Origin of the sequence: Companilactobacillus kedongensis (assembly GCF_003946625.1) — a bacterium.
GTDB lineage: Bacteria > Bacillota > Bacilli > Lactobacillales > Lactobacillaceae > Companilactobacillus > Companilactobacillus kedongensis.
Genome location: NZ_RHOR01000013.1, coordinates 16,468 through 41,180, shown reverse-complemented (window position 1 = coordinate 41,180; position 24,713 = coordinate 16,468). Strand labels below are relative to the sequence as shown.

General features: G+C 35.7%; 25 protein-coding genes. 21 read left to right on the top strand and 4 right to left on the bottom strand.

Annotated elements, in window-relative coordinates:
• Positions 1-3 precede the first annotated feature (3 nt).
• Positions 4-1,638: a peptide ABC transporter substrate-binding protein gene (locus EKM60_RS08225; RefSeq protein WP_125714335.1), complete on the bottom strand. Its 1,635-nt coding sequence runs from the start codon at positions 1,636-1,638 to the stop codon at positions 4-6.
• 602 nt (positions 1,639-2,240) lie between these two features.
• A complete protein-coding gene (gene hflX, locus EKM60_RS08220; protein ID WP_125714333.1) occupies positions 2,241-3,515 on the bottom strand; it encodes a GTPase HflX in 1,275 nt (424 codons plus the stop codon).
• A gap of 235 nt (positions 3,516-3,750) precedes the next feature.
• Here hflX and EKM60_RS08215 point away from each other — a divergent pair, with 235 nt between their 5' ends.
• The 18 genes from EKM60_RS08215 to EKM60_RS08130 all read left to right on the top strand — a co-directional run bounded on the left by EKM60_RS08215 (position 3,751) and on the right by EKM60_RS08130 (position 18,676).
• On the top strand, positions 3,751-4,452 hold the full coding sequence (locus tag EKM60_RS08215) for a DUF975 family protein (RefSeq protein ID WP_125714331.1): 702 nt from the start codon (positions 3,751-3,753) through the stop codon (positions 4,450-4,452).
• Positions 4,453-4,525: 73 nt separating this feature from the next.
• A complete protein-coding gene (locus EKM60_RS08210; protein WP_125714330.1) occupies positions 4,526-4,828 on the top strand; it encodes a bacteriocin immunity protein in 303 nt (100 codons plus the stop codon).
• Positions 4,829-5,171: 343 nt separating this feature from the next.
• On the top strand, positions 5,172-5,924 hold the full coding sequence (locus tag EKM60_RS08205; protein ID WP_125714328.1) for an ABC transporter ATP-binding protein: 753 nt from the start codon (positions 5,172-5,174) through the stop codon (positions 5,922-5,924).
• A gap of 18 nt (positions 5,925-5,942) precedes the next feature.
• On the top strand, positions 5,943-7,727 hold the full coding sequence (locus EKM60_RS08200; protein ID WP_125714326.1) for an FtsX-like permease family protein: 1,785 nt from the start codon (positions 5,943-5,945) through the stop codon (positions 7,725-7,727).
• A gap of 535 nt (positions 7,728-8,262) precedes the next feature.
• On the top strand, positions 8,263-8,994 hold the full coding sequence (locus tag EKM60_RS08195) for an amino acid ABC transporter ATP-binding protein (protein WP_191988851.1): 732 nt from the start codon (positions 8,263-8,265) through the stop codon (positions 8,992-8,994).
• Between the two features lie 15 nt (positions 8,995-9,009).
• Positions 9,010-9,837, top strand: coding sequence for a glutamate ABC transporter substrate-binding protein (locus EKM60_RS08190; protein WP_125714322.1), 828 nt, complete (start codon positions 9,010-9,012; stop codon positions 9,835-9,837).
• Entirely contained in the window at positions 9,834-10,472 is a 639-nt protein-coding gene (locus EKM60_RS08185) for an amino acid ABC transporter permease (RefSeq protein ID WP_125714320.1), read from the top strand. Before EKM60_RS08190 ends, EKM60_RS08185 begins: the two co-directional genes overlap by 4 nt.
• A 13-nt stretch (positions 10,473-10,485) precedes the next feature.
• Positions 10,486-11,139, top strand: coding sequence for an amino acid ABC transporter permease (locus EKM60_RS08180; protein ID WP_125714318.1), 654 nt, complete (start codon positions 10,486-10,488; stop codon positions 11,137-11,139).
• 253 nt (positions 11,140-11,392) lie between these two features.
• Positions 11,393-11,656: an AbrB/MazE/SpoVT family DNA-binding domain-containing protein gene (locus tag EKM60_RS08175; RefSeq protein ID WP_125714316.1), complete on the top strand. Its 264-nt coding sequence runs from the start codon at positions 11,393-11,395 to the stop codon at positions 11,654-11,656.
• Positions 11,657-11,677: 21 nt separating this feature from the next.
• The gene (locus tag EKM60_RS08170) at positions 11,678-12,043 is read left to right on the top strand and encodes a type II toxin-antitoxin system PemK/MazF family toxin (RefSeq protein ID WP_125714314.1); all 366 of its coding nucleotides are present in this window, start codon (positions 11,678-11,680) and stop codon (positions 12,041-12,043) included.
• 403 nt (positions 12,044-12,446) lie between these two features.
• Positions 12,447-13,856 carry a Na+/H+ antiporter NhaC gene (gene nhaC / locus EKM60_RS08165; RefSeq protein ID WP_125714312.1) on the top strand — a complete coding sequence of 470 codons (1,410 nt, stop codon included), beginning with the start codon at positions 12,447-12,449 and terminating at the stop codon, positions 13,854-13,856.
• Positions 13,857-14,043: 187 nt separating this feature from the next.
• A complete protein-coding gene (locus EKM60_RS08160) occupies positions 14,044-14,949 on the top strand; it encodes an efflux RND transporter periplasmic adaptor subunit (RefSeq protein ID WP_125714310.1) in 906 nt (301 codons plus the stop codon).
• A gap of 11 nt (positions 14,950-14,960) precedes the next feature.
• Complete coding sequence (locus EKM60_RS08155; protein WP_125714308.1) at positions 14,961-15,632, top strand: ABC transporter ATP-binding protein; 672 nt, start codon at positions 14,961-14,963, stop codon at positions 15,630-15,632.
• Complete coding sequence (locus EKM60_RS08150; protein ID WP_125714306.1) at positions 15,632-16,786, top strand: ABC transporter permease; 1,155 nt, start codon at positions 15,632-15,634, stop codon at positions 16,784-16,786. Before EKM60_RS08155 ends, EKM60_RS08150 begins: the two co-directional genes overlap by 1 nt.
• 8 nt (positions 16,787-16,794) lie before the next feature.
• The gene (locus tag EKM60_RS08145; RefSeq protein WP_125714304.1) at positions 16,795-17,250 is read left to right on the top strand and encodes a hypothetical protein; all 456 of its coding nucleotides are present in this window, start codon (positions 16,795-16,797) and stop codon (positions 17,248-17,250) included.
• A 63-nt stretch (positions 17,251-17,313) separates the two neighbouring features.
• The gene (locus tag EKM60_RS08140; RefSeq protein WP_125714302.1) at positions 17,314-17,979 is read left to right on the top strand and encodes a hypothetical protein; all 666 of its coding nucleotides are present in this window, start codon (positions 17,314-17,316) and stop codon (positions 17,977-17,979) included.
• A gap of 36 nt (positions 17,980-18,015) precedes the next feature.
• On the top strand, positions 18,016-18,225 hold the full coding sequence (locus EKM60_RS08135; RefSeq protein WP_125714299.1) for a hypothetical protein: 210 nt from the start codon (positions 18,016-18,018) through the stop codon (positions 18,223-18,225).
• A gap of 235 nt (positions 18,226-18,460) precedes the next feature.
• The gene (locus EKM60_RS08130) at positions 18,461-18,676 is read left to right on the top strand and encodes a P8 family protein (RefSeq protein ID WP_125676417.1); all 216 of its coding nucleotides are present in this window, start codon (positions 18,461-18,463) and stop codon (positions 18,674-18,676) included.
• A gap of 54 nt (positions 18,677-18,730) precedes the next feature.
• Here the strand turns inward: EKM60_RS08130 and EKM60_RS08125 are convergent, their stop codons facing one another.
• A complete protein-coding gene (locus EKM60_RS08125; protein WP_125714297.1) occupies positions 18,731-20,425 on the bottom strand; it encodes a phosphoenolpyruvate carboxykinase (ATP) in 1,695 nt (564 codons plus the stop codon).
• A 339-nt stretch (positions 20,426-20,764) separates the two neighbouring features.
• Here EKM60_RS08125 and EKM60_RS08120 point away from each other — a divergent pair, with 339 nt between their 5' ends.
• Both EKM60_RS08120 and EKM60_RS08115 read left to right on the top strand, forming a co-directional pair.
• Complete coding sequence (locus EKM60_RS08120) at positions 20,765-21,487, top strand: NrtR DNA-binding winged helix domain-containing protein (protein WP_125714295.1); 723 nt, start codon at positions 20,765-20,767, stop codon at positions 21,485-21,487.
• A 105-nt stretch (positions 21,488-21,592) separates the two neighbouring features.
• The gene (locus tag EKM60_RS08115; RefSeq protein WP_125714293.1) at positions 21,593-22,777 is read left to right on the top strand and encodes an MFS transporter; all 1,185 of its coding nucleotides are present in this window, start codon (positions 21,593-21,595) and stop codon (positions 22,775-22,777) included.
• A 507-nt stretch (positions 22,778-23,284) separates the two neighbouring features.
• Here EKM60_RS08115 and EKM60_RS08110 read toward each other — a convergent pair.
• Positions 23,285-23,944 (bottom strand): histidine phosphatase family protein, encoded by a 660-nt coding sequence (locus EKM60_RS08110; RefSeq protein ID WP_125714291.1) that lies wholly within the window; start codon positions 23,942-23,944, stop codon positions 23,285-23,287.
• Positions 23,945-24,088: 144 nt separating this feature from the next.
• Here EKM60_RS08110 and EKM60_RS08105 point away from each other — a divergent pair, with 144 nt between their 5' ends.
• Complete coding sequence (locus EKM60_RS08105) at positions 24,089-24,709, top strand: NAD(P)-dependent oxidoreductase (RefSeq protein WP_125714289.1); 621 nt, start codon at positions 24,089-24,091, stop codon at positions 24,707-24,709.
• Positions 24,710-24,713 lie beyond the last annotated feature (4 nt).

The following is a 24,713-nucleotide window of genomic DNA, read 5'->3' as shown; positions in this document are numbered from 1 at the left end:
TAATTATTTTTTGTAGACGGTAACAAGGTTATAGCCGCCATTTGGTGAAATACGATAATTTTTAACATTAGATTTAGTCAAGTTGGCTTGGTTAAGTTGATAGAGAGCAACAGCACCTTGATCTTCAGTTAAGATCTTAGTTGCATCAAGCATATCTTGCCATCTAGCGCTTTCGTTGTTTGCATCAGTAGTCATACTCTTCTTAACTAAGGCATCGTAAGCTTTATTAGAATACTTACCATCATTAATTGAACTATCAGATGTAAAACAGCTTAGGAAACTGATTGGATCTGGGAAGTCAGCTGTCCAAGCTGAAACAACCATGTCAAAGTCACCACTGATAGATTTATCCAAACGTGACTTAAATGGAACATTTTGCAAGGAAACTTTGATTCCAGGTAAATTCTTTGCTAATTGGCCTTGAAGGAATTCATCTTGTTTCTTAGCAGCATCAGTATCGTCACCTAAAATAGTAAAGCTGAGATCTTTTTGACCAGTTTCTTTTATTCCTTCTTTCCAAAGTTTCTTGGCAAGTTTAGGATTATATTCTGAATATTTGTTTACAGAATCTAAGGTCTTTTCCTTAGTAAAATCGGTACCAGTCTTAGGATTGTAAGACATCTTTTCTGGTACTAAAGTATCTTCGATACCACCAGTCTTACCTAAGATATTTTGAGTTAATTGTTGACGGTCGATCGACATTGAAATAGCTTGTCTGATCTTCTTATTTCTAAAGAATTTATATTTCTTTTGATTTAATTCCAAATAATAGTTACTTGCAGTCTGTTCAGAGCTAAATGTTTTATAATTTGAAACTTGACGGGCAGTATCACCACTGATTTGTTGGAGACGATTAATACGGTTAGTATCATAAAGATTTAGACCAGTATTTGCATCTTTAACAACGTAGTATTCAAGCTTATTCAATCTAACTTTTTTAGCATTCCAATATTTATTATTTTTAACTTCAGTCCAGTCATTATCAGAAACGTTCCAATTAATTAACTTAAATGGACCATTGAAGACCATACCAGTACTCTTTAGACCATATTGTTTACCAGCCTTCTCGACAGCCGGCTTATATAATGGTAGGAATGGTGAATTTACCACCAAAGCATTGAAGTATGGAATTGGTGTTTCTAGATCAACTTGGAGCTTGTATTTATTAAGAGCTTTGATCCCCAAAGTGTTAACTGGTTTCTTACCAGCACTGATTTTATCAGCATTTTTTATTCCACTATAAATGTAGGCATATTCAGAAGCTGTCTTTGGATCAACAGTTCTGCGCCATGCGTAAACGAAATCCTGGGCCGTTACGGGTTTACCGTTAGACCATTTGGTATGTCGCAGTTCAATCGTGTAGGTTTTACCGTTATTAGTTGGTTTGACGATTTTTTTGGCCATAGCTGGCTGCAATTTTTTACCGTCAAATCGGTATAAACCTTCCATTGTATTGGATAGATTTTGCGAACCGATGACATCGGTATTCATTGATGAGTCCATAGTTGCGATAACATCATTCGAACTTATGGCAAGTGTTTTCTTGTCATCTTTTTCGGTGTTAGAACCGCAGCCAGACAAAATCAGCGCTATCGCAAAGAGCGGAAATAGTGCTAACAAATACTTTTTAAATTTCATTACTTAACCTCCCTAAAAGCATCACAATAATTAGAGTACACCATAAAACATTAAATACAAGAACTTTTTATTAAAAAACCTCTAATATTTTGTTAAAGGATAATAAAATGTTGCATAAAATGCCTAAAACTTTATTTTAGGGGTGTTCCGCCGAAGGCTACGAGTGATTCCACCTGTTATGCGACCGACTCCAGCCTTGGTCTGGAGTCTCGATTTTGAGCTTTGCTTTCGCAAATCTCAGAATCGTCGGTGGAGTATGAACGTACTGTTCGACTCCACTTGCACAACTGGTTCCATCACTCGTAGCCTTCGGCTCCTTGTTTTTGTAGTTAGACACAATAAAATGGCTATATCTCTTTTGAATCTGAGATATAGCCATTAAAATTCCATTTTGTATTTTTAGTTAGTTCTTTTTTGAATAAAACTACGATCGAGCCGGAGGGAGAGAGGTTTCGCCAGCAGTAAAAATTCCGTTGGACGTCGTAGACGTCTTACGGAATGGACGCATTCCGAGATTTGCGAAAGCAAAGCTTGGAATCGAGGTACGAGACCTTGGCTCGTACCGGTCCTACTGCAGGCGAATACCTCTCTCCCGTAGGCGGTTATTCTGAAACAAACTCCCCATACTCAGCCAATTCATCTGGACTAAGATTAGCCGTGATCAGTGAACCTTCATTTAAGAATTCCTTTTTGATAACTTGAGAAGTTCTCAATACTTGTTCAGCAATTTTTTGCTTATCGTAAGGGATCATAAGATTTACTGTCTTAAAGTCTGAATATAACTTTAGCTTGATCAAATTGACTAGTGTTTCGATCGACTTCTTATCTATAGCTGAATAATAGATATTGTCGCCTTCGATACTTGGAAATTCCTGATCAGGTTTGAGGTCAGCCTTGTTGAAAGCATAAATCATAGGTTTATCTTTAACACCGACTTCTTTAAGAGTCTTTTCAGTAACTTCAAGCATGTTTCTCCAATGTTCATCACTGACATCGATAACTTGAATTAGTAGATCAGCATCTTTGGCTTCTTTTAATGTAGTTTTGAAAGATTCAATCAAATTGTGAGGCAACTTGCTAACAAAACCAACGGTATCTGATAGTAGGAAACTAGTATTATCTTCAAGATCGATTTTTCTCACACTAGTATCCAATGTAGCGAATAGCATATCTTTTTCAAATACTTTACGATCATCAGAATCTTCTTTATTAAAATTCAAGATTCCGTTCATTGTTGTCGACTTTCCGGCATTTGTGTAACCGACTAATGAAACTAGCGGCATAGCTGTGTTGGTACGTCTTCGACTTTGAACATCGATCGTTTGATCGACGGTTTTTAGTTGATCCTTTAAATAGGTAATGCGTTTACGGATCACACGACGATCTAATTCTAGTTTAGTTTCACCGGCACCACGGTTAGCTAGTCCACCGGAAGCAGATTGCTGATCCAGCGGATTACCAGATGGATGAATTCTTGGTAATTGATATTGTAATTTGGCAATTTCAACTTGTAACTTTGCTTGCTTCGTATGAGCACGGTTAGAGAAGACTTGAAGGATCAATTCTGTACGATCCATAAAACTCAATTTAGTTTCTTTCTCTAAGTTTCTGATTTGTGATGGTGTTAGTTCGTCATTTAAGACGATAGTCGTAACATCATCAGCATTGGCAATTTCTTTGATTTCGGTAACTTTACCAGAACCAAAATAGGTTTTAGCACTGACACTATTAACGTTTTGTTTGATAACATCAGCAACTTCCATGTTGTTTGCTTCAACCAATGAAGCCAGTTCTTCCATTGTATATTCGAAATCAGGCTGTAGATGGCTGACTCCGGCAACAATAACGCGTTCTTTTATGTTATTTAATTCTTTCATGTATCCTCCTGGTGGCACCAAAACCCCAGGGTATTAATGCCGTTTAATTATTTGTTTGAAATAGGGGTATTTATCAATCTTATTTCTAACCACATGTGCGGGGTCCATCCTTTCGATAGTCTGCTTAAATAATAACATGGATTGATAAAACGCACCATAATAGGAAGAAAGGCGACAGTCTTTTGTTCATTGTGGTTCTCTAGTATGATTTTAGAGGTGGAAGGGAGCACTAAACATGAAAAATTATCGCACCAGAAAAGAATTAAAGAAGGACGTTAAACGGTTATTTAAAAAGGACCTTGAAAAAGTCTTATTGCTCTACATGATACCAATTTTATTTTTTGTAATGCTGACGTTCTATGAGAGAGTTTCATTCAATAATTTAAGTGTCATTTACGACTATAATTATTTTATGTTTAATATCTTAAAGAAGAGCTTCTTTTTGTTAATTATCGGACTGCTGTACTTAGTTTTGCAACAATCAGTCTATTTCAGAAGTCTAGATTGGTTGAGAGATCCTGAGTTAGATTTTTCACCGATCAAGAGTAATTTTACATACTATCGCAATCCAGACTGGTGGAGAATAATTGTTATTAGTTTTATAAAGGGATTCTTTACGTATCTATGGCTTTTATTATTAGTTATTCCAGGATGTATCAAAGTTTTATCTTATTCACAGACGATGTACGTCTATAAGGACATTCAGGCAAGGGGCGACGGGGACAAGTATACTTTTACCGACTATATTACTAAGAGCCGTCAATTGATGGATGGAAATAAATGGCGTTATTTTGTCCTACAACTTAGCTACATTGGTTGGTTTCTCTTGGGTTCGATTACTTTTGGAATAGCCTATATTTGGGTAATTCCATACATTAGTATGACAAATGCTAACTTCTATAAAGATTTAGTTGAGCAAAATCCAGAGATTGTTTAATTGGCAAACTGCCAAGAAGAAAACGGTTTATTAAGATGATACAATGAAAACTGAATAAGGTAGGAGATGTATCATGCTAAATAAGGGGAAGATGGCCGTTCATGATCTGTATAATAGTTTAGCTAAATCAGACGATCCGAGACTTGAAAACACAAAAGAAGTTCTATTGAGAACTTATAATAAATCAGATAACGATAAAATGGATCCAGTGTTAATGCATCGACTAGCGTATTTTATTTATGCTGAAGGAATGGCTAGAAGAATCCATTTTGATAAAAAACAAGAAACCTATATCCAGATAATCGCCGATATAGGTAATCGAGTAGGATTACATGTTCAACACAGTTGGGACTATCGAGATGTATCTCAATTTTAACAAGTAAATAAGAAGAACAATATTACTTATCATAGTGGTATTGTTCTTTTTTATATCCAGTTAATTTAGTCGGAAGGGCAGAGAATTTTTACCAGCTGTGAGAATGGCGTTATGGCGTGAGCCATTACACCATCGGGCGATTTTGGAGACTTACCGGTTTGTGGTAAGGCTTCAAATCGAGTCCTGAGACCAAGGCTCAGGACGGTTCCGCACAGCAGGTAAAAATTCTCTGCCCTGGAGACGGCAAACAAACTTACAAATTTGTAAGAAAGTGTAAGGAGAATCAAACGACTTTAAACTCAATATTTCATAAGATAGATATATCAAATGGAGGAGAGATCGAATGCAAAAAATCGTAGAAGTAAAAAATATCGAAAAAATATATGGTAAGGCTGATGAAAAACAATATAAGGCTTTATCAGATGTGAATTTTGACGTTGAACCTGGTGAGTTCGTCGGCATCATGGGGGCATCTGGTTCAGGTAAAACAACGTTATTAAACATTTTATCTACTTTAGATACTCCAACAAGTGGTCAAGTTCAGATCAGCGGACAAGACATAACAAAATTGAATACTAATGAAATGGCTGACTTTCGTGCTAACAAAATAGGTTTCATCTTCCAAGACTTCAATCTTTTGGAAAATTTAACAGCTTACGAAAATATTGCTTTGCCGTTGGCACTACAGAATACAAGTTCCAAAAAAATTGATCCGGCGGTTATGAGTATTTCCAAAAAATTAGGTCTAACTGATATCTTAAATCACTATCCAACTGAATTATCAGGTGGACAGAAGCAGAGAGTTGCGGCTGCCCGTGCATTGGTACATGATCCATCGATCGTCTTTGGTGATGAGCCAACTGGGGCACTTGATTCAAAGAGTGCCAGAGCTTTATTGGATACTATGAGCAAGATCAATCACGAAGATAATGTTTCGATCCTTTTAGTTACCCACGATCCATTTTCAGCCAGTTATTGTGACCGGATTATCTTTATCAAAGATGGTGAGATCGGTCAGGAATTGAAAAAAGAAGATCATACTCGTGGTGAATTTTATCAAGAAATCTTAGATTCACTTGGCACGTTTGCCGATTAAAGAGGAGGGAGAAAAAAATTGTTAAATAAATTAGCTTTAAGCGGCATTAAACATCGTATGCGTGATTATAGTGTCCTATTTTCTGGATTGATAATTGCTTCAGCAATCTTTTACATGTTCATGTCGCTTGCAACCAATAGTTCATTTTTAAATGCAAATTCACCTGCGGCAGCTACAAGTTTTATCTATGGATTTGGAGCGGTATTACTTGCGATCATAACGATAGTCTATATCAATTATGCTAATGGATTTTTACTTAGTATGCGTCAAAAAGAGTACGGAATGTTTATGATGTTAGGGGCCAAGAGTAGTAAGATCTCTAGAATGATTTTTGTAGAAACCTTTACTATCGGCGCTATTGCTACATTGATCGGTACCGTTATAGGTATCGTAGCGACTGGATTTGTCAGTCAATTGATCATCAAATCATTAGATATGCAAGTTAAGCATTTCAATAGTTTCTACGTGCCGGCACTACTAAGTACATTTGCCTTTTTTATAGTGATATTTATCTTTTCAGCTCTGAAGAATTCTATTTCTCTTCGTCTTACGAAAGTGTTGACTTTGCTACATATGGATAGCCAACCAGTTCGTATTAAGAAGAATAAATTTTTAAAAGCTTTTCAAGTTATTTTAGGAATTGTCTTTCTAGCAATTGGATACACAGCAATAATCATGATGGGTCATAATCCTGTTTTGATTTATCTAGGTGTGCCGGTAGCCTTATTCACAATCGTTATTGGAACTTACTTTATGATCAATGCCGTTATTACAACTGTTATAACAGCTCTCAAAAAGAATAAGAAATTTGCTCAAAAGGGACTTAATAATTTCACCTTGTCACAATTAAGCTTCAGAATTTCTGATTATACTAAGATCTTATCGATGGTTTCGATCATGTTTGCTTTAGCATTAGGTGCCATCACTGTAGGAATGGGATTCCAAAATCAAATTTCGACGGTCGTTAATGGACAAGCCTATTATGATGTAACGGTCAACAATATTAATGATGCTCAACAAGAACGAATTGATAAACTTAATGTTAAAGAAGAAACGACTTACGCTTACAAATTTAAAGATGATACGATTTATTATCAGTCAGACGAGTTTGAAAAGGTACCGTTCAAATATCAAAAATTTAACATGAAATCGATGGTCGGTGAGACGGCTTCAACTAAGAAACCTAAAGACGATGCGTCTTATGAATTATTGAATAATAATTTACCAAGATACAGAACTGCTAAGGTTGAAATGGTCGATAAAAATAAATTCGACACTATTAATGCCAAAGCTAACAGTTTGACACTCGTCAAAACAGATTCGTTTAAGCAAAATTTAACTCAAATAAAGAAGATCAACCAAGCTGAGCAGAAGCGTTTCCCAGAGCTTAAGCAAGCTGGAGCAAGTAAGTATGATAGTTATCTTTTGATCAACGGATTTTTCTCCGGATTGGAATTCATGGGATTATTCTTAGGAATCGCCTTTCTAGCTATGCTGGCCAGTTGTCTGATGTTTAAGATATTGTCCGGTGCAAGTAGCGACGTTAAGCGTTATAACATGCTTTACAAGATCGGTACTAGGACTAAAGTATTACGCTCAAATATCAACAAAGAAATTGCAGTCTTATTCGCAGTTCCAGCTGGATTAGGTATCATCCACGTTTTGATCGGATTGCAGATGTTTTCTAAGATTTTGATCAAGCCATATATGAATATTGAAATACCTTTTGGAATCTTCATCGTCTTGTATTTAGGTTATTACTTTGTCACACGTTATCTTTACAAGAAGATCGTTCTAAAATAGTTCCCTTTGGGGAACTGGGGTCTACGGAATAATATTTCTTTAGACCCCAGCTCCTCAAATGAGGAGCAATCCCTCGTTAAATAATGTGAGAAATCCTCAACAAATTTCCCCTAAAACAAAAACTCTTATTTTTTCCAATATGAACTCCAATTATTGGGGTGTAGTTCAATATGGAATAAGTAAGAGTTTTTATTTGTCTATGAAAATGATTTTCATTTAGCTTTCTGAAATTAGGCCTATTTAATAAAACTACTTAAGAAATAATTTAATTTATGTTCGGGAATAGCTTTATTCTTAAAAACGAATAAAAAGTTTCAAAAAATATAAAAATTCAATTTAGAGGTTTAAATCGCATACAAACGGTGGTATCACAGTGATTAGGTGATTTTAATCGGAGGGGAGTAACCCGAACAAATTGGGTCATTTAAACGATTTTTGTTGCTAAATGTTTTTTAAAACATTAAAATTTCTTTAATACATTTTTTTCAGTAAGAATTATATAGGGAAAAAGAAGGGAGAAAAGTTTATGTCATCAATGATTGAATTTCGTGACGTGCAAAAATATTACGGAAAGTTTCATGCACTAAAGGACATTAACTTAAAGATTGATAAGGGGGAAACTGTTGTTTTGATCGGACCCTCTGGTTCTGGTAAAAGTACTCTAGCCAGAACAGTTAATGGTTTGGAGACTATTCAAGAAGGACAGCTTATCGTTAATGGTCGTGATATTGCCGACAAAACAACTGATATTAACAGAATTAGAACGGATGTTGGTATGGTATTCCAGCATTTTAATTTATACGCTAATAAAGATGTTCTAGAAAATGTCATGTTAGCACCTAGAATTGTTTTGAAGTTGAATGAAGCTGAAAACAAGAAAATGGCTATGAACTTGTTAGACCAAGTTGGACTAGCAGATAAAGCTCATAATATGCCTTCACAGATTTCTGGTGGTCAAGCTCAGCGTGTGGCAATTGCTAGATCTCTTGCTATGAAGCCTCGTTGTATGCTTTTTGACGAACCAACTAGTGCTCTTGATCCTGAAATGATCGATGATGTTTTAGGTGTTATTAAGTATGTTACAAGTCAAAGTGATATGACATCACTCATCGTTACTCATGAAATGGGCTTCGCCGAAGAAGTTGCCAACCGTGTTATTTTCATGGCTGACGGACAAATTCTCGAAGATGACGAGACTGAAACATTCTTCAAGAACCCTACAAATGAACGTGCTAGTCAGTTCTTAGGTAAGATTATTAAGCATTAGAGGGGAGTAACAGATATGAAAAGGTTTAAATATGTAACACTTTTGATTACGTCTTTACTCCTTGTCTTGACGTTGGCTGGCTGTGGATCTCAACCACTGTCATCTCAAAATGTTTTAGAAAACGACAAGCGAACTAACACCATTACATGGGGAGTTAAGGCCGATCAAAAGTTGATTGGTTTGATCGATGTTAAAGATGGCCAAGAAAAAGGATTTGAAATCGACTTGGCTAAAGCTATCACTAAGAAGGTCCTAGGTAAGAATGGTAAGACTAAATTCGTTACTGTTACGTCACAGTCTAGAATTCCTTTACTGAAGAACGGTAATATTGATGCGATCATCGCAACAATGTCTATTTTGCCAGATCGTAAGAAAGTTATTGATTTCTCTGATTCATATTTCAGTGCCGGACAATCTATCTTAGTTAAAAAAGATTCATCTATTAAAAAGGTTAGTGATTTAAACGGTAAGACTGTTACAAGTGCCGTTGGAGCAAACTCAGTTGAGAATATTCATAAGATAGCTCCTAAGGCTCGAGTATTACAATTGCCTGACTTTGCGCAAGCTCTATCGGCTTTGAAGTCTGGTCAAGGTGAAGCTATGACAACAGATAATGTTATCTTAGCTGGTTTAGCAGTTGAAAATCCTGGCTATAAATTAGTCGGTGGTGCCTTCACAACTGAACCTTATGGTATCGGTATCAACAAGGGTCAAGGAGACTTTAAGAAGGCTATCAATAAAGGCCTTAAAGAAGTTATTGCGGATGGTACGTATAACAAACTGATCATGAAGTGGTTTGGAAACGTTCCAGGATTCAACTATAAGGAGGTGCTCAGAAAATGATAAAACTACTTGTAGATAATTGGTCAGCGTTTATTTCTGGGTTTGGCTGGACAGTTTTATCCAGTCTTGTGGCCTTATTTTTCAGTTTGATCATTGGTTCCCTCTTTGCAATTTTGGAGGTTATGCCTAGTAAAACTGCTCGTGTTATCGGGAATGTTTATGTTGAGATCTTCCGTAATATTCCACTATTGGTTATTACGATGTTCTTCTACTTAGTAATTCCACAATACATTGTTAAAATTAACGGTTTTACTGCCGGAACTATCGGTTTGACGATCTATACTTCGGCTTTTATCGCTGAAACTGTTCGTTCAGGTATCAATTCAGTTGATATCGGACAAATGGAAGCATCTCGTGCTCAAGGTATGACTTTCTGGCAAGCTATGCGTTATATCGTTTTACCACAAGCTTTTAAGTTGGTAATTCCACCATTGGGTAATCAATTCATTAACTTGGTCAAAAATTCATCTGTTCTAGCCTTTGTTGCTGGATTTGATTTGATGTATCAAGGAAATGCGATTGCATCAACAACATTTGAAACAGTAAATACGTATATCGTAGTTGGTTTGTTCTACTTAGTTATTACTTTGCCAATCAGTTACTATATGCAACATCTAGAAAGAAAATTAGCTTAGAGGGGGACGTATTATGCAAAATTGGATAGATGCTTATTCATGGATCAATATACGATTCCTACTCCAAGGGTTGGGGATCACGATTCTTATCTCCGTAATTTCGGTTATATTGAGTTTCATATTTGGATCAATTTTAGGGATCATTAGATATGCTAAAATTCCTTATTTTTCAAGGATCATCGGTTTTATTATCGACGTTGTTCGTAATTTACCATTACTGTTGATCATCTTCTTCACGTACTTTGGATTACCTGCATTTGGTTTTAAACCGGATACCATTCCAGCTGCCATTCTTGCGATGACTTTCTTTGAATCAATGATGATTGCTGAAATTATTCGTTCGGGTATTTTGGCCGTTGATATTGGTCAGATGGAAGCCGCTCGTGCCCAAGGTATGAAATTAGGACAAGCTATGTGGCATGTTATTTTACCGCAAGCATACAAGAAAATGATTCCAGCACTAGTAAGTCAGTTTATTTCATTGATCAAGGATACATCTTTGGCAACAATTATCGTGGTGCCAGAATTGATGCAACATGGTCAAGTAGTGTACGGACAAAACCCTAATTATATTATTCCAGTCTTTGTAATTATGGCCGTAATGTACTTTGTCGTATGTTACGCACTATCATTACTTTCAAAATATATTGATCATCGTATGGCTTAAGAATTATGAGAGTGTGACAAAATATGGTCAGCTTTCGAGCATTAAGGCAAATGGCTCCAGTAATCTGATTTTGGATTACTGGAGCCATTTGCTTTAAGAGGAAAAAGGTATGTTTTGTTACACGTTTATGCTGCATTTTTAAGATGAAGATAATTATGTCACAGACCTTTTTTTGAGCAAAAACGTATACTTATAAATCATGTACATATATAGTATGTACATGGAACGTTTTTTTTGAAAGGATGTTATTGTTATGAAAGAAATGGTTAATTTAGGTAAATTCAAAGTTAGAAAAAATGGAAATTCTCTAATTGTAACCATTCCAAAAGAATCAGGATTTTCTGAGAATGAGATGGTTGAAGCAATTAAAGAATCTGACGGAAGTATCAGTTATAAACCTGCAGAACAAAATCCTTGGTTTTCAGGAGAGTATGATAATTATGATTTTGAAGCAATAAAAAAAGAACTGGATTTTCCTATTGATGGTGGTCGTGCTGTCGGTAAAGAGATTATTTAGTTAAATATTTGGAGGCAGAATGTGATTGATCAAGGGGCAATAATATATATCGATTATGAACCACACTCAGGCCATGAAATGGGCGGACATGACTCTAAACGTGGTAACATCCGAAGGCCAATGATTGTTATCTCAAATAAAAAATATAATCAAAAAACTGGTTTAGTTCTTGGTATGGGGGTTACTTCGAGCTCAAAAATGCTTGAAAATAATAGTCTATTTGTACCATTTGCTGATCAGGAAAGTGGCGTTCATGGTATGATCTCCACAATAAACTTCTCCTGTTTTGACTTTGACTCTAGAAATGGAGAAGTGGTCGGAAGAGTGAGTGATACGATTTTGAACAAACTTTTGAAAAATGCTAATTTCATTTTAAGTAATAAATAAAATTAGAAGATTATTAAGAAAATGGCTTGACTTATAATTTAAAGACTGATAATATTCATATCAATCACATAAACAAATTAAGTGTTTGAACTAAGTAATGCTGTATCTGTGCGTAAGAAAGCCGGTGGTTGATGCGAACCGGTCAGGATATAGTATAGAAATACCAAACACGACTTGGTTATCCAAGCGGTAAAAAAGAGAGCCGTTATCTCTCAAGAGTGGAGCAATAGTTTTAAGACTATTCTCAAATTGGGTGGTACCACGGTAAAAGTCGTCCCTGTTATTTAGACATAACAGGAACGGCTTTTTTTATATTTAGGGGGTAAATGATATGGAAACTTCAGGCGGTAATCCTCGATATTGATTCGACGATTTATAGCAAAAAATTCGAGGAGATTATATTATGGAAAACAAAGTAAGTTTTAGAGAATCAATGGCAATTTTAATAATCATGTTAATAGTTTTAGGTACTGGTGTTATCAAATTTGGACTTTCACCACAAACTCCAGTTTTGGTAGTTATCGGTTTAATCATCCTTTGGGCCAAAATCAGAAAGAACAGTTGGGATGATATTCATAACGGTATTATGGACGGTGTTAAAAACGGGATCGTTCCTATATTCATTTTTATCTTGATCGGTGCTTTGATCGGAACATGGATCGCAGCCGGGATCATTCCATCAATGATGGTAGCTGGATTCCACATGATTTCAGCACAATGGTTTGTTCCTTCAGTCTTTCTAGTTTGTGCTTTGATTGGAACTTCAATTGGTAGTGCTTTTACTATTATTTCAACTATCGGTATCGCACTTTTCGGAATGGGAACAACACTCGGTGTTAATCCAGCTTTAGTTGCTGGAGCAATTATTTCCGGTGCTATCTTCGGTGATAAGACTTCACCACTTTCAGATTCAACTAACCTAGCTTCGGCTATTGCTGGTTCAGACCTTTTCGCACATATTAAAAACTTAATGTGGACAACAATACCAGCTTTCTTGATCTCACTTATCTTGTACACAGTTATTGGTAATAGTGGTTCAGGTGCTAGTTTAGGAAAAATTAATACAACTTTAAATGTTTTAAATGCTAACTTTACAATTACGTGGTGGGCAATTTTACCAATCGTTCTCTTGTTCGCTTGTGCCATTATGAAGATTCCTGCAATTGCTACATTGATTTTAAATATTACAGTTACTATCGGTATGATCTTCATTGAAAATCCTGCTACACCAATTAAATCTGTTGCTGGATTTATCGAATCAGGTTTTGTTTCAAAAACAGGAAATGCTAGTGTTGACGCATTACTTACTCGTGGTGGTATCAGTTCTATGATGGGTACAGTTTCATTGATTTTCCTTACATTATCTCTAGGTGGCTTGTTGATGAAGTTTAATGTTATTCAAACAGCCATGCAACCACTTGCTAAACGTTTAACAACTTCAGGTCCACTAGTTACAGCTACAATTCTTTCAGGTATCGGTGTTAATATCTTCGTTGGTGAACAATACTTATCAGTTATTTTACCTGGTAAAGCTTTCAAAGAAACTTTCAACAAACGTGGACTAGATAATCTAGCTCTAAGTCGTGTTCTTGAAGATGGTGGTACAGTTATCAATTACTTGATCCCTTGGGGTGTTGCCGGTGCCTTTGCAGCTAACACACTTGGTGTACCAACCTTAGAGTTCTTGCCATTCTGTTTCTTCAGTTTATTATCACCAATTCTTTCAATCCTCAGTGGCTTCACAGGAATTGGACTAAAACGTTTATCCAGTTCAAAAAGGTCAGTTAAAGCTTCCAAAGCAGTGACTGCTTAAAGATTGGCAAAACGTCAACGAAAACGTTATAAATTGATCTAATATTCAATATATATAAATTTATTAAGTATAAAAAGCGCAATAACAACTGTATTAAGCCAATAGTTGTTGTTGCGCTTTTTGAGTGATTTTGATTTCAAAAGCTGAGCTGTTATTCTTAAAGCTATCTATGTATGGGGAGAATTATATGAAGAAAATCAAAATTGCTATCTGGAGCATCAATGTTTTTTTAGTCGCTATAGTTATATTTTTGGCTCTAGGAAAGGGAACTGCAACTGAACCCAAATACACTACTTATATGGTAAAGTCTCAGGACACAAATTACTTCACCGGTGTTGTTCAAGCTGATGAAAAAAATACAGTTAGTGCCGAGCCTAAGTCGACTGATGAGGTATTGGCTTCAACACAGGTTACTAATGGTCAAAAAGTTATGAAGGGGCAGACGATCTTCAGTTTTTATGAAGATATGTCTGGAGAGATCAATAGTGTCAATTTAGAGATCAGACAGATCAACTTATCTATTCAAGAAGCTAATAAGAATACGACTAAATCAGTTGATGATCAAATTGAATTAGCTAAAGATCAACAGAGTTTGGCAGATGCACAGGATAAGTTGAATAAACTCAATAAGCAACAGAATCGTGTAGTTACTGCACCTATCTCTGGAACTTACTATAAAGACAGCGAAGGTAACAGCTATATTTATGGTAATCCAGTTATTTTGGGTAACGTAAACGAATTTAGCTTGGACAAAGTTAAAGTCGGTAAAGACGTTACGGTCGTAAAGAATAACGGTAAAGAAATTACCGGTACGTATTCACAAAAAGATGCCATTCCATACAACAAAGGGGCTGTTTCTTACTACCATTTCCAAGTAAGTACTGAAGAAACCTTGCCTTATGGTATGCACGTGCAAATCAAGAATAAGTCTTTAGGCTATAAGATACCCGCTAGTGCAGTTAAGGATGAAGATACAGTTTATCTTCTAAAGAAGAATAAGAAACATAAGATCATCTTGAATCTAACTAAGCATGGCAATGATTACTACACTAAAGAAAATATCAAGGCCGGCGATAAGCTAGTCTTGTTTTAGGCGGTGATCAGATGCTCAAAGTAAATGATATTGGTAAGAAATATGGTAAATTCGTCGCTTTAGAAAATATTGATCTGGAAGTAGCCGATGGTGAGTTTTTAGCTATCATGGGTCCATCTGGATCGGGGAAATCAACTTTGATCAATATCTTAGGATTATTGGATCAAAATTATACTGGCGAATATTTATTAAAAGAAAAATCCTACAAAGATGCTAATGATAACTACCTATCAAAAATTCGTGGTGATCAATTAGGGTTCGTCTTCCAAAATTTCAAATTATTAACGACTTATAGTGTTTATGAAAATATTGAAATTCCGTTAATTTATAGCAAACAAAAACAAACTAACAAACGCGAATTAGTTGAATCTGTTATCAAACAAGTGGGATTAGAAGGAAAAGAGAAAAATCTTCCATCTGAACTTTCTGGTGGGCAGCAGCAGCGTGTGGCCATTGCTCGGGCAATTGTTAATCGGCCTAATTTAATTATCGCAGATGAGCCCACAGGAGCTTTAGATTCCAAAACGAGTAAAGAGATCATGAATATCTTTACTGATCTGAATGAATCAGGAACAACGATCATTATGGTTACTCATGATAGTGAAGTAGCTGACTATGCAATGCGAACAGTCTTTATTCGCGATGGACGTTTATATAATAATGAAAAGAGTGTGAAAAGATAATGTTAGATAAAGTTATGATCGCACTCAAATCAATTGGTAAGAATAAGAATCGAAATTTTTTGACAATGTTAGGAATAATTATTGGTATCACCAGTGTTATTTGTATCTTGGCCATTGGGGACGGCTTTACAAGTGTTGAGACTAAAGGCTTGCAGGATCACAACACTAAGAATCGTGTAACATTGGCTTTTACACCATCATCAGACGATGATACGACGAGTGGTTTTACGAGAAATGACTTGTCAGTTTTAGAAGGTATTAAAGGTGTTGATCATGTCAAATTGACTAGTAGTAATCCTGAAGCCAGTGTGACAGTCCAACATCAGACTAAAAAGGCTTCCGCAAACTTGAATAAGATTCCTAAAAAGTTGAAGCTATCTGAAGGTTTTGGATCAACTTTAGATGCTGATGATACTAGCAATATTTTTATCTCAAAAGATTTGGCTGATAAGATCTTTAAAGACAAGGCTTTGAACAAACGACTAGTTATCAATGATAATGTTTTTGTGGTCAGTGGCGTTTATAAAATCGGGGACTTTAATTATCGTCCTGATATTTATGTTTCTAAAACGACTTTTAAGCAATTATTTGCTAGTCAGATATCACAAGACGAAGCTAAAATTTATGTTCAAAGTTCAGCAAGTAAGAAAGTTGTTGGCAAAAGTGCTCTTAATGAGATGAAAAAGTTTGGTGAGGATGACAAGTTAGGTAAATATGAAGTTTCGCATCCTGATCAAATCACTAAGAGTTTTACTAAGACACTGAATAATATTACTTACTTCGTGGCTTTTGTTGCGGGAATTTCATTACTTATCGCCGGAATTGGTGTTATGAACGTAATGTATATTACTGTGTCAGAACGTAGGAAAGAGATTGGTATCAGACGTGCCTTCGGTGCAACTTCAGGTGATATTAGGAATCAGTTCTTAATTGAAAGTATTATTCTCTGTGTCATCGGTGGCTTGATCGGTATTGCTTTAGGATACGGATTAGTGTCGATCATCAATCATTTCTTACCGTTCAAGGCAGTTGTAACAGCATATGCAATTATTATGTCGTTGTCAGTTTCAACAGCAGTAGGATTGATATTCGGCTTTATTCCATCAAATAAAGCTGCTAAATCATCACTTGTAGGATTACTTAAGGAAGAATAGAGGGCGTTATGAAAAAGTTATACGGATTAGATAAAGTAAGTTTAGTAGGGATATTTTTAATTTATTTCTTTTTAGATATCATCACGTTATTTTTGGGGGATAAGAATATTTCTGGGGCACCAATGGCAGCTATGAAATTCAAATTCTTGATTTTTGCTATTGAGGCAACAGTCGCTTTTGCCATTTTATATGGTATTTCATATCTTCTATTGAAGAATACTAAAGCTGATATGAAAGTAGTTTTCATCAACACAACTATAGGATTAGCCGTGACTAGTATCTTAAGTTCGTTGGCTTTTATTATCATAAGTAAAGATGCTAGTATCTGGCAAAAGTTGATCATTGGAATAATCGGAGCTGGTTCAATGATTTGGCTCAACTGGAAAAATTTAAAAGTCGATCAATCTAATAAAATCAAAATTACTATTTGGAATGTGATCTGGTTTGTAATAAGTATTGTTTAGATAATAAAAATACATACTGACAAATAATGGCAGGGCTATCTTAGTCCTGCTATTATTTTTTATATGAAGAGAATATTTTGGGTAATTTTGCCGATGTTACTGCTGGTCGGCTGTCAGCATAATAAACAGCAACAGTCTGCAATATCTAAAAATAAGCAGCGTTGGAATCAACAGGCTAAGACTACAAAAGTTAAATACTATCCAAGCTTTGGGATGATGGATTATAGCAATGAACCTTTGACTTGGCATGATCTAAAGAAGAAAAATGATTCGATAATTCTGGGTACAGTCATTGACTATAAGAAGAACAAACATCAAACAATTTTTCCGACTACTACGGTGCAGGTGAAAGTCGATAAAGTTTTGTCGGGCAAAAAAACTAGTCACTATATAACAACAAATTTTCCGTCAGGATTTGGTTTTGCTGATGAAATTGAAATAGATATCGAAGGTAATTTTTCAAAAGATGTCACACATAAAGAGTATTTGTACAAGAAAAATTCTTTTCCACTACCAAAGATAGGTGGAAAGTTTGTTACAGGTATCGTTAAAAAGCGTGGTGAATATCAAATCAGTGCACCGCTTTTTAATTTCTGGGTCGTTAGAAATGATCATCTAAAATTAAATAATTTGGATCTAAGAGGTATTCAAAATGATGAAAAAGTAGAACAATTACAAGATTTAACTGAAGTTTTAGATTGCAAACTAAACAGTAGCCATACGAAATAAATCATGCTATTCTTTTTGGAAAAAGGGGATAGAGCCATGATGTTTAGTTCGTCTATTATAATAGTTCTACTTTTAGCGTTAGTTTGGTACGCTTTTTCTAAGGATAATAAGTCTTTTAAATTTAATAAAAATAGAGCTCCCGTTATTATTGGTATTGTTGTGGCTGTTTTAGTTATTTTTACCGTTATACCAGCGTTACACATGTTCCCATTCAATCAAGGTTACTATATGGGATGCTTTAGATAAAATTAAGAATGAAATTATATACAGATAGCCGGCTTAGCGACTATCTGTTTTTTTATACTGACTTTGAAAACGCTTTTGAAAATAATAATGGCAATACAGTTTCTGGTAGAACTGATATTTCAGAAAAAAAGATACATCGATTCTACGCTTTAAAAATTAATAGGTGTAAATGCTAAACATCTCGACTTTTATGACCTACAATGGTAGTTGTAAATGAAGAAAGGAAGCTTTAATAATGGCTGTATCAGTAGATAAAACAAGTTTATTAGATATGAAAATGAATGAAGTTTTTGATTGGAGTGACTCTACACTTCCAGTTAGAGATGCTATTTGGGATCACTTTATGGAAGCATCAAATCATAACACTGATAAAACAACGGTAGAAGCTAAGAAGTATGATGATATGAGCGAAGCCGATTTGAAACCAGCAGTTGAAAAGCTACTCAAGTAAAATAAGATTTAGGATAATAAAAAAAGCAGATCATGCGATCTGCTTTTTTGCTGTCTAATTATTCATTAATTGATTTAATAATTCTTTGGCTGATTCTTGTAAACTGTCCTTGGACTTATCATAGCCAAGGTGAGTATAGATTTCACCAACATAAACTTTGTCTTTATATAGTTTGTTGAAGACCTTGTCGATAACGGGACGAGTTTTTTCTTCTTCTTGAACAGGTCCAAATGGATTTGCAAAGAAGGTTGTACTCATACCAACTTCATCAGTTGTACCAAGAGCCTTTCTCTTACCGGCGATGAAGGTTGCTTTAGCCTTATCTTCGTCAGGGAACTGGTGTAAGCCGATTTCGGCATCGTAGTTATTGGCGTAAACCCACATGTCGATATGGTGATGTTCAACAACACGCTTGTAAGTATTAGCTGGCAAAATAACACGGGCATTCTTTAATTCTGGATTCAGGTAGATACCACGGTCCATGTTATTGAAGGCGACAGAACTACTCAAGTCATCCAAACGAACGAACGCACCGGTTTCAGTACCTTGAGCGTAGACATTGCCTTCATCATCAAAGGCAAAACTACCCATATCATCAAAAATTGTTTCGATATTTAAGATCTTATCATCAGCGATTTCTTGTAAAGCTTCGATAGATTCTGACTTTCCGGCACCTGAGTCACCAAAGAAGACAACTGACTTAGTTTTACCATTTGAGAAACTGATCCTAACCATTGAACCATGAATTGGAAGACGGTTTTCATAAATCATGTGTAAGTTATGAAGTGTTAAACACATCTTCTTCATGTAACCAAAGTAAGTAGTCTTATCATTGTAAGGAACTTCACCGACCCAAAGGTCATTTTCTTCATCATGATAGTAGTGGCAAACGTCACCTTCGGTTTTATCCAAACCGAATAGTAAGATCTCATCTGGTTTTTGGCCTTCGATACTTGCTGTGTCAGCAACTTCAAATAAGTTGGCTAGAGCAATTCCGCTGACAAAATAGTCACGATGGAAGTAAACATAAGCTAAACTTTCACCAATTTTAGCAGGGAAACAGAACCAATCCTTTTGGTCGCCGTCAAATTTAGCGATTGGATTATCTTTAACAGCATCAAAGACACCTTCACGTTTGTTACTCTTAGTGTGCATCATCATTGGTGGACGCAACATAAGTGTATCCAAGAATCTGATGTTTTGTAGTGCTTCGTAACCCTTAGGAGTAGGCCAAGAGATAGATTGTGTAAGGACACAAGCGTTAGTACCGGCGTTAACTTGACGATATGCACGGTTAGAGAATCCTTGCAATTTCTCTTCAATAGCACGGTATAATTGCAAAACAATTTCGTTAAAGCGATTATCAATATCCATAAAGTTGTTGCTTACGATATCACTATTGTGTTTGTTGATCAGAGAAACTCTAAAGTATGAACGATAGAATGAATATAAATCTTCAATACTTTTTAGGATCAAACTTCGGTCATGGTTTTCATATCCAGCTTTATTATCTACTAAGATAGCTTTCAAAGTATTTGTGTAAGTTTCAGCATCCAATTTTTCAAAATCATTAGTGGATGTTTTTTGAACCTCTTTGAGATAAAGTTTTACTAAGTTGGCAAAACTGTCTGAGTTGATCAATTGAAAAATATCACGAACATATTCTTCGTTATAGTTGATTACAGCGACTGAACGGTCAGGGTTAATATAGAACCCGTCCGTTTCAACTGCGTTTGATGGTTTCAACATTTATAAAATTTCCCCTTTCAAGTTAAAGACTTAAACTACATTCTAAAACATTTTACTGAAAACTTATATACCAAGTTAGACAAAAATGAGATTTTTTTAATAAAAAGCTGAAATGAAAACGTTTTTTCTAATTTTTGTGATCAAAATAATCTAATTTGCATCAATACTAGGCTGAATGTTTTTAACATGTAGAGTCTTATTTCTAATAATAGTGGTTAGAAATCAATTATTTCTTTTTTTATTAAAATAATTACAATACAATTATAATAATGACAGTCAATTAAACATAGTTAAATGCTTGGTCTTTATTGTAGAATAGGGGAATGGGGGCAATGGAATATGGCGGATATCAGTATTACTAATGTTATTTGGAGTTTCAATAATAAAACTAAGGAATTACTAGTTCTGTTACTAAAGAATTCCGAAGAACAAATGTGGGGGTTACCGACAACCTATTTGCGGAAGACTGAAAATGCTGAAGAATCATCTTTAAGATTAGTCCGAGAAAAAATCGGTGTGGATCTTCCTTTAGTTAATACTGAACAGTTGGCGACATTTACAGATATTCACCGGGCAAAAAAACGGGAATTGGCATTGACTTATATGATTTACTTGCCTGATATGCCAAAACTTGTGCCGGGATATGGAGCTGATGATGCTCAGTGGTTCAGTGTTGAGTCCGGTTCCGAAAACTACTTGCTCAGACATGGTAAATTATCCTTTGAAACTTTAGATGAAGATATTGATCGAAATGAATTCTATCTGCAAAGTGATTTATTTAAAAGTTTGGATGGTCTGATATCTGATCATGCGCTAATTTTACGAACAGCGTTTAATCGAATCCGGAATCGACTTGACTATTCGCCAACAATATTACGTATACTGGGTCCAACTTTTACCTTAAAAAAGGCTCGGATCATCTATTCGATACTTTTACGAGTACCACTATCAGAAATTGATAATTCAAATTTCCGTAAGACTCATAAGCGCTTATTCTTAGAGGTAGGAACTGAAAACATAAAAGGAGCCGGTCGTCCAGGTAAAGTGTACCGGCTAAAGTGATCAACTTGACACGGCTTTTAAAGCCGTGTTATTATTTTGAGGTTTTAAAAGTAAAAAGTACCTAAATTACTTTTTTTATAAAAAATATAAACACGGAGATGAAGTATGCAAAATGTTTTAACTAAGAGTAACAAATTATTATTTGTTATTGGTACTGCCTGGCTATTTGATGCCATGGATGTTGCGCTATTATCCTTTATTATGCCGATCATTGGAGCAGAGTGGAAACTACTACCTACACAAATCGGTTATGTTAGTGCCGTTACCTCATTGGGTATGATTTTTGGATCATTAGGTTGCGGATATTTAGCTGACAGATTCGGTCGTAAACACGTTATGATCGGAACATTGATCCTATTTTCAGTTGGAAATCTTTTATTAGCATTTACTCAAGATGTGAATATGTTTATGTTGGTAAGATTCTTTACCGGGGTCGGATTAGGTGGAGAACTACCTGTTGCAGCTACTATGCTGGCTGATTCATTTAGTGGTAAGCAACAATCGAGAATGTTAGTTTTAGCTGATAGTTTTTGGGCTATTGGTTGGATCTTAGCTTCATTACTATCATTCTTAGTTATGCCAATTTTTGGTTGGCGTGTAACGGTTATCTGTACATTTTTCGTTTCATTGTATGCCTTCGTTATGAGAAGACACTTACCAGATGAATACGAAAATACTAAGCATGAACGCTCAAATATTTTCCATTCAATCAAAGAAATTTGGTCTGGTAAGTATTTACAAGCTACAAGTGTTCTAACAGTCCTTTGGTTTGTAGTTATGTTCTCTTATTACGGAATGTTTCTATGGTTGCCTAGTGTTTTGATTGCAAAGAATATCCCTATGATCAATAGTTTTGGTTATACTCTTTTAATGAGTTTGGCCCAACTACCTGGATATTATTTAGCAGCTTGGTTAATGGGAAGAATTAGTCGTAAGAATATTTTGGTTATCTATCTTTTGGGGACATTGATCAGTGCATTTATTTTTGGAACAGCTAACGATTTACCGGTTGTACTTATTGGTGGAGCGTTATTATCATTCTTTAACCTAGGTGCTTGGGGAACATTGATTGCCTTTACACCAAGTCATTATGAAGCTCAATTCCGTGGAGTTGGAGTTGGATTTACCCAATCAATTGGACGTATCGGTGCAACACTTGGCCCATTCTTGATTGGTGCATTGTTGGGTATGGGATTAAGTATTCCAATGGTATTTATGATGTTCGTCGCTGTTTTAGCAGTTGGTATTTTGGTATTGTTGTTTGGAATACATGACACTGTTAGTGACTAGTTATCAGTAATTAGTGTTTTAGATGCCGCTTCCGACTTTTAGTGATTACGTCTGTTGTGGGACCGACCCCAGCCTTGGTCTGGGGTCTCGATTTTGAGCTTTGCTTACGCAAATCTCGAAATACGTCAATGGTGTAAGGACGGAAAACCACCGTCCTAACGCCATTGTCACAACTGACTTCATCACTAAAAATCTCCAGCTATATAACAGTTTAATATTATAAAGTGGTCGTATTTTCCTTTTTGGAGAATATGGCTATTTTTGATTTTTGAATAAAAAATCCTCTATAGATTCAGGTATTATCCTAAATCCACAGAGGAACATTGATTATACTAACTTAGCAACATGTTTCGAGTAATGGAGCCAGTTGTGCAAGTGGAGTTTTACTCTACCGACGATTCTGAGATTTACGTAAGCAAAGCTCAAAATCGAGGCGAGAGACCTTGGCTCACGCCGGTCGCAGAACAGGTGGAATTACTCGATACCTGTTGCGGCACACCCAAAAGGCTAAATTATCATTTGGTTATAACTAGTAACAAGATTCTTACCGTTATCACGTTCAAGCATTGTAAGACTTGAGTTTCTAGGACTATCCGTTACGTCAAATTGACCATCGCTGTATCTGTCAGTGATAGATCTGATGGTTGTTCCGTGTGAAACAAGTAAGATCTTATCACCATCTTTAGCAACTTTATCGATTGCATCAAAACCGCGACCAATTCGAGTCCAGTATTCTTCAGCATTTTCAGCGTCGTGGAATGGGTCAGCTTCCTTCATGAAGTCTTTGGTTGCATTAAGGTCATATTTATCAATAATCTCACTAAATCCTTTGGCACCATGCGGTTCACCAACCATAAACCAAGCCTCTGGTGAGTTCATTCCCTCAAAGTAGCCGTAAAATTGTTCTCTGAACTCCATTAATTTAGTTGGGTTCAACTTATCTTTGTTCATATTAGCGTCAACGATCAATTTACATGTATCGATCGCACGTCTGGCATCTGATGAAAATGCAGCACTGAAGTCAACATCTTTAAGTGCTAAAGCAGCCTTCTTGGCTATTTCTACTCCATCTGGAGCCAATGGTGTATCAGACCAGCCTTGCATCTTATTGTAACGGTTAAACCAAGTACGTCCGTGACGAATTAAATAGATTTGGTATTTTGCCATTATCTTCCTCCTAAAGGTTTATCATCTTAATGATACTACATGTGTAACCGATACCGTCAAATTAAAAAAATCATATTTGTAAGCCGAATATTTAGGAATTATTGTAGTTTTTGTGTAAAGTGAAAAGTAGTGGGAGGTACTTTTATGAAAGTAGCTGTGATTGGAGCGAATGGTAAGCAAGGATCAATGATCGTTGAGGAAGCATTTAAGCGAGGGCTAGATGTTACTTCGATCGTTAGAGATGAAAAAAAATCCCCAACTGAGAAATTCTTAGTCAGGGATGTCTATAATTTAACTCATAATGATGTAAAAGATTTTGATGTTCTAGTGGATGCATTGGGATTCTTTGGTGACAGTGTAAAAGAATTCGTACCCTCTACCCAACATCTGATCGATATATTGGAAGAAACTGACACTAGATTAATGGTAGTCGGTGGAGCAGGATCGCTTTATGTTAACAAAGAGCATACTCAAAGACGTTTTGAACAAGCTGATTTTCCAGACTTTGTGAAACCTTTGAGTTTAGAAATGGGTAAAGCTTTGGATGTTTTACGTCAAAGTAATATCAATTGGACTTATCTTAGTCCAGCAGATGATTTCGACTTTGATGCCGAAAAGACTGGTGAATATGTATTAGCCGGAGAAGAAATGACTTTTGATAAAAATGGAGTAAGTAAAATAAGTTACGCTGATTACGCGGTAGCCATTGTAGATGAAATAATTGCTGCCAAACATCAAAAAGAACGTATCAGTGTTAGATGGTAGGTGT

What these genes read in the sequence shown, in the direction of transcription:
- EKM60_RS08215 (WP_125714331.1), top strand. Translation starts at nt 3,751, where the DNA reads ATGAAAAATTATCGCACCAGAAAAGAATTAAAGAAGGACGTTAAACGG.
- EKM60_RS08210 (WP_125714330.1), top strand. Translation starts at nt 4,526, where the DNA reads ATGCTAAATAAGGGGAAGATGGCCGTTCATGATCTGTATAATAGTTTA.
- EKM60_RS08190 (WP_125714322.1), top strand. Translation starts at nt 9,010, where the DNA reads ATGAAAAGGTTTAAATATGTAACACTTTTGATTACGTCTTTACTCCTT.
- nhaC (WP_125714312.1), top strand. Translation starts at nt 12,447, where the DNA reads ATGGAAAACAAAGTAAGTTTTAGAGAATCAATGGCAATTTTAATAATC.
- EKM60_RS08120 (WP_125714295.1), top strand. Translation starts at nt 20,765, where the DNA reads ATGGCGGATATCAGTATTACTAATGTTATTTGGAGTTTCAATAATAAA.
- EKM60_RS08115 (WP_125714293.1), top strand. Translation starts at nt 21,593, where the DNA reads ATGCAAAATGTTTTAACTAAGAGTAACAAATTATTATTTGTTATTGGT.
- EKM60_RS08150 (WP_125714306.1), top strand. Translation starts at nt 15,632, where the DNA reads ATGTTAGATAAAGTTATGATCGCACTCAAATCAATTGGTAAGAATAAG.
- EKM60_RS08155 (WP_125714308.1), top strand. Translation starts at nt 14,961, where the DNA reads ATGCTCAAAGTAAATGATATTGGTAAGAAATATGGTAAATTCGTCGCT.
- EKM60_RS08130 (WP_125676417.1), top strand. Translation starts at nt 18,461, where the DNA reads ATGGCTGTATCAGTAGATAAAACAAGTTTATTAGATATGAAAATGAAT.
- EKM60_RS08105 (WP_125714289.1), top strand. Translation starts at nt 24,089, where the DNA reads ATGAAAGTAGCTGTGATTGGAGCGAATGGTAAGCAAGGATCAATGATC.
- EKM60_RS08160 (WP_125714310.1), top strand. Translation starts at nt 14,044, where the DNA reads ATGAAGAAAATCAAAATTGCTATCTGGAGCATCAATGTTTTTTTAGTC.
- EKM60_RS08110 (WP_125714291.1), bottom strand. Translation starts at nt 23,944, where the DNA reads ATGGCAAAATACCAAATCTATTTAATTCGTCACGGACGTACTTGGTTT.
- hflX (WP_125714333.1), bottom strand. Translation starts at nt 3,515, where the DNA reads ATGAAAGAATTAAATAACATAAAAGAACGCGTTATTGTTGCCGGAGTC.
- EKM60_RS08175 (WP_125714316.1), top strand. Translation starts at nt 11,393, where the DNA reads ATGAAAGAAATGGTTAATTTAGGTAAATTCAAAGTTAGAAAAAATGGA.
- EKM60_RS08125 (WP_125714297.1), bottom strand. Translation starts at nt 20,425, where the DNA reads ATGTTGAAACCATCAAACGCAGTTGAAACGGACGGGTTCTATATTAAC.
- EKM60_RS08180 (WP_125714318.1), top strand. Translation starts at nt 10,486, where the DNA reads ATGCAAAATTGGATAGATGCTTATTCATGGATCAATATACGATTCCTA.
- EKM60_RS08135 (WP_125714299.1), top strand. Translation starts at nt 18,016, where the DNA reads ATGATGTTTAGTTCGTCTATTATAATAGTTCTACTTTTAGCGTTAGTT.
- EKM60_RS08185 (WP_125714320.1), top strand. Translation starts at nt 9,834, where the DNA reads ATGATAAAACTACTTGTAGATAATTGGTCAGCGTTTATTTCTGGGTTT.
- EKM60_RS08195 (WP_191988851.1), top strand. Translation starts at nt 8,263, where the DNA reads ATGATTGAATTTCGTGACGTGCAAAAATATTACGGAAAGTTTCATGCA.
- EKM60_RS08225 (WP_125714335.1), bottom strand. Translation starts at nt 1,638, where the DNA reads ATGAAATTTAAAAAGTATTTGTTAGCACTATTTCCGCTCTTTGCGATA.
- EKM60_RS08140 (WP_125714302.1), top strand. Translation starts at nt 17,314, where the DNA reads ATGAAGAGAATATTTTGGGTAATTTTGCCGATGTTACTGCTGGTCGGC.
- EKM60_RS08145 (WP_125714304.1), top strand. Translation starts at nt 16,795, where the DNA reads ATGAAAAAGTTATACGGATTAGATAAAGTAAGTTTAGTAGGGATATTT.
- EKM60_RS08205 (WP_125714328.1), top strand. Translation starts at nt 5,172, where the DNA reads ATGCAAAAAATCGTAGAAGTAAAAAATATCGAAAAAATATATGGTAAG.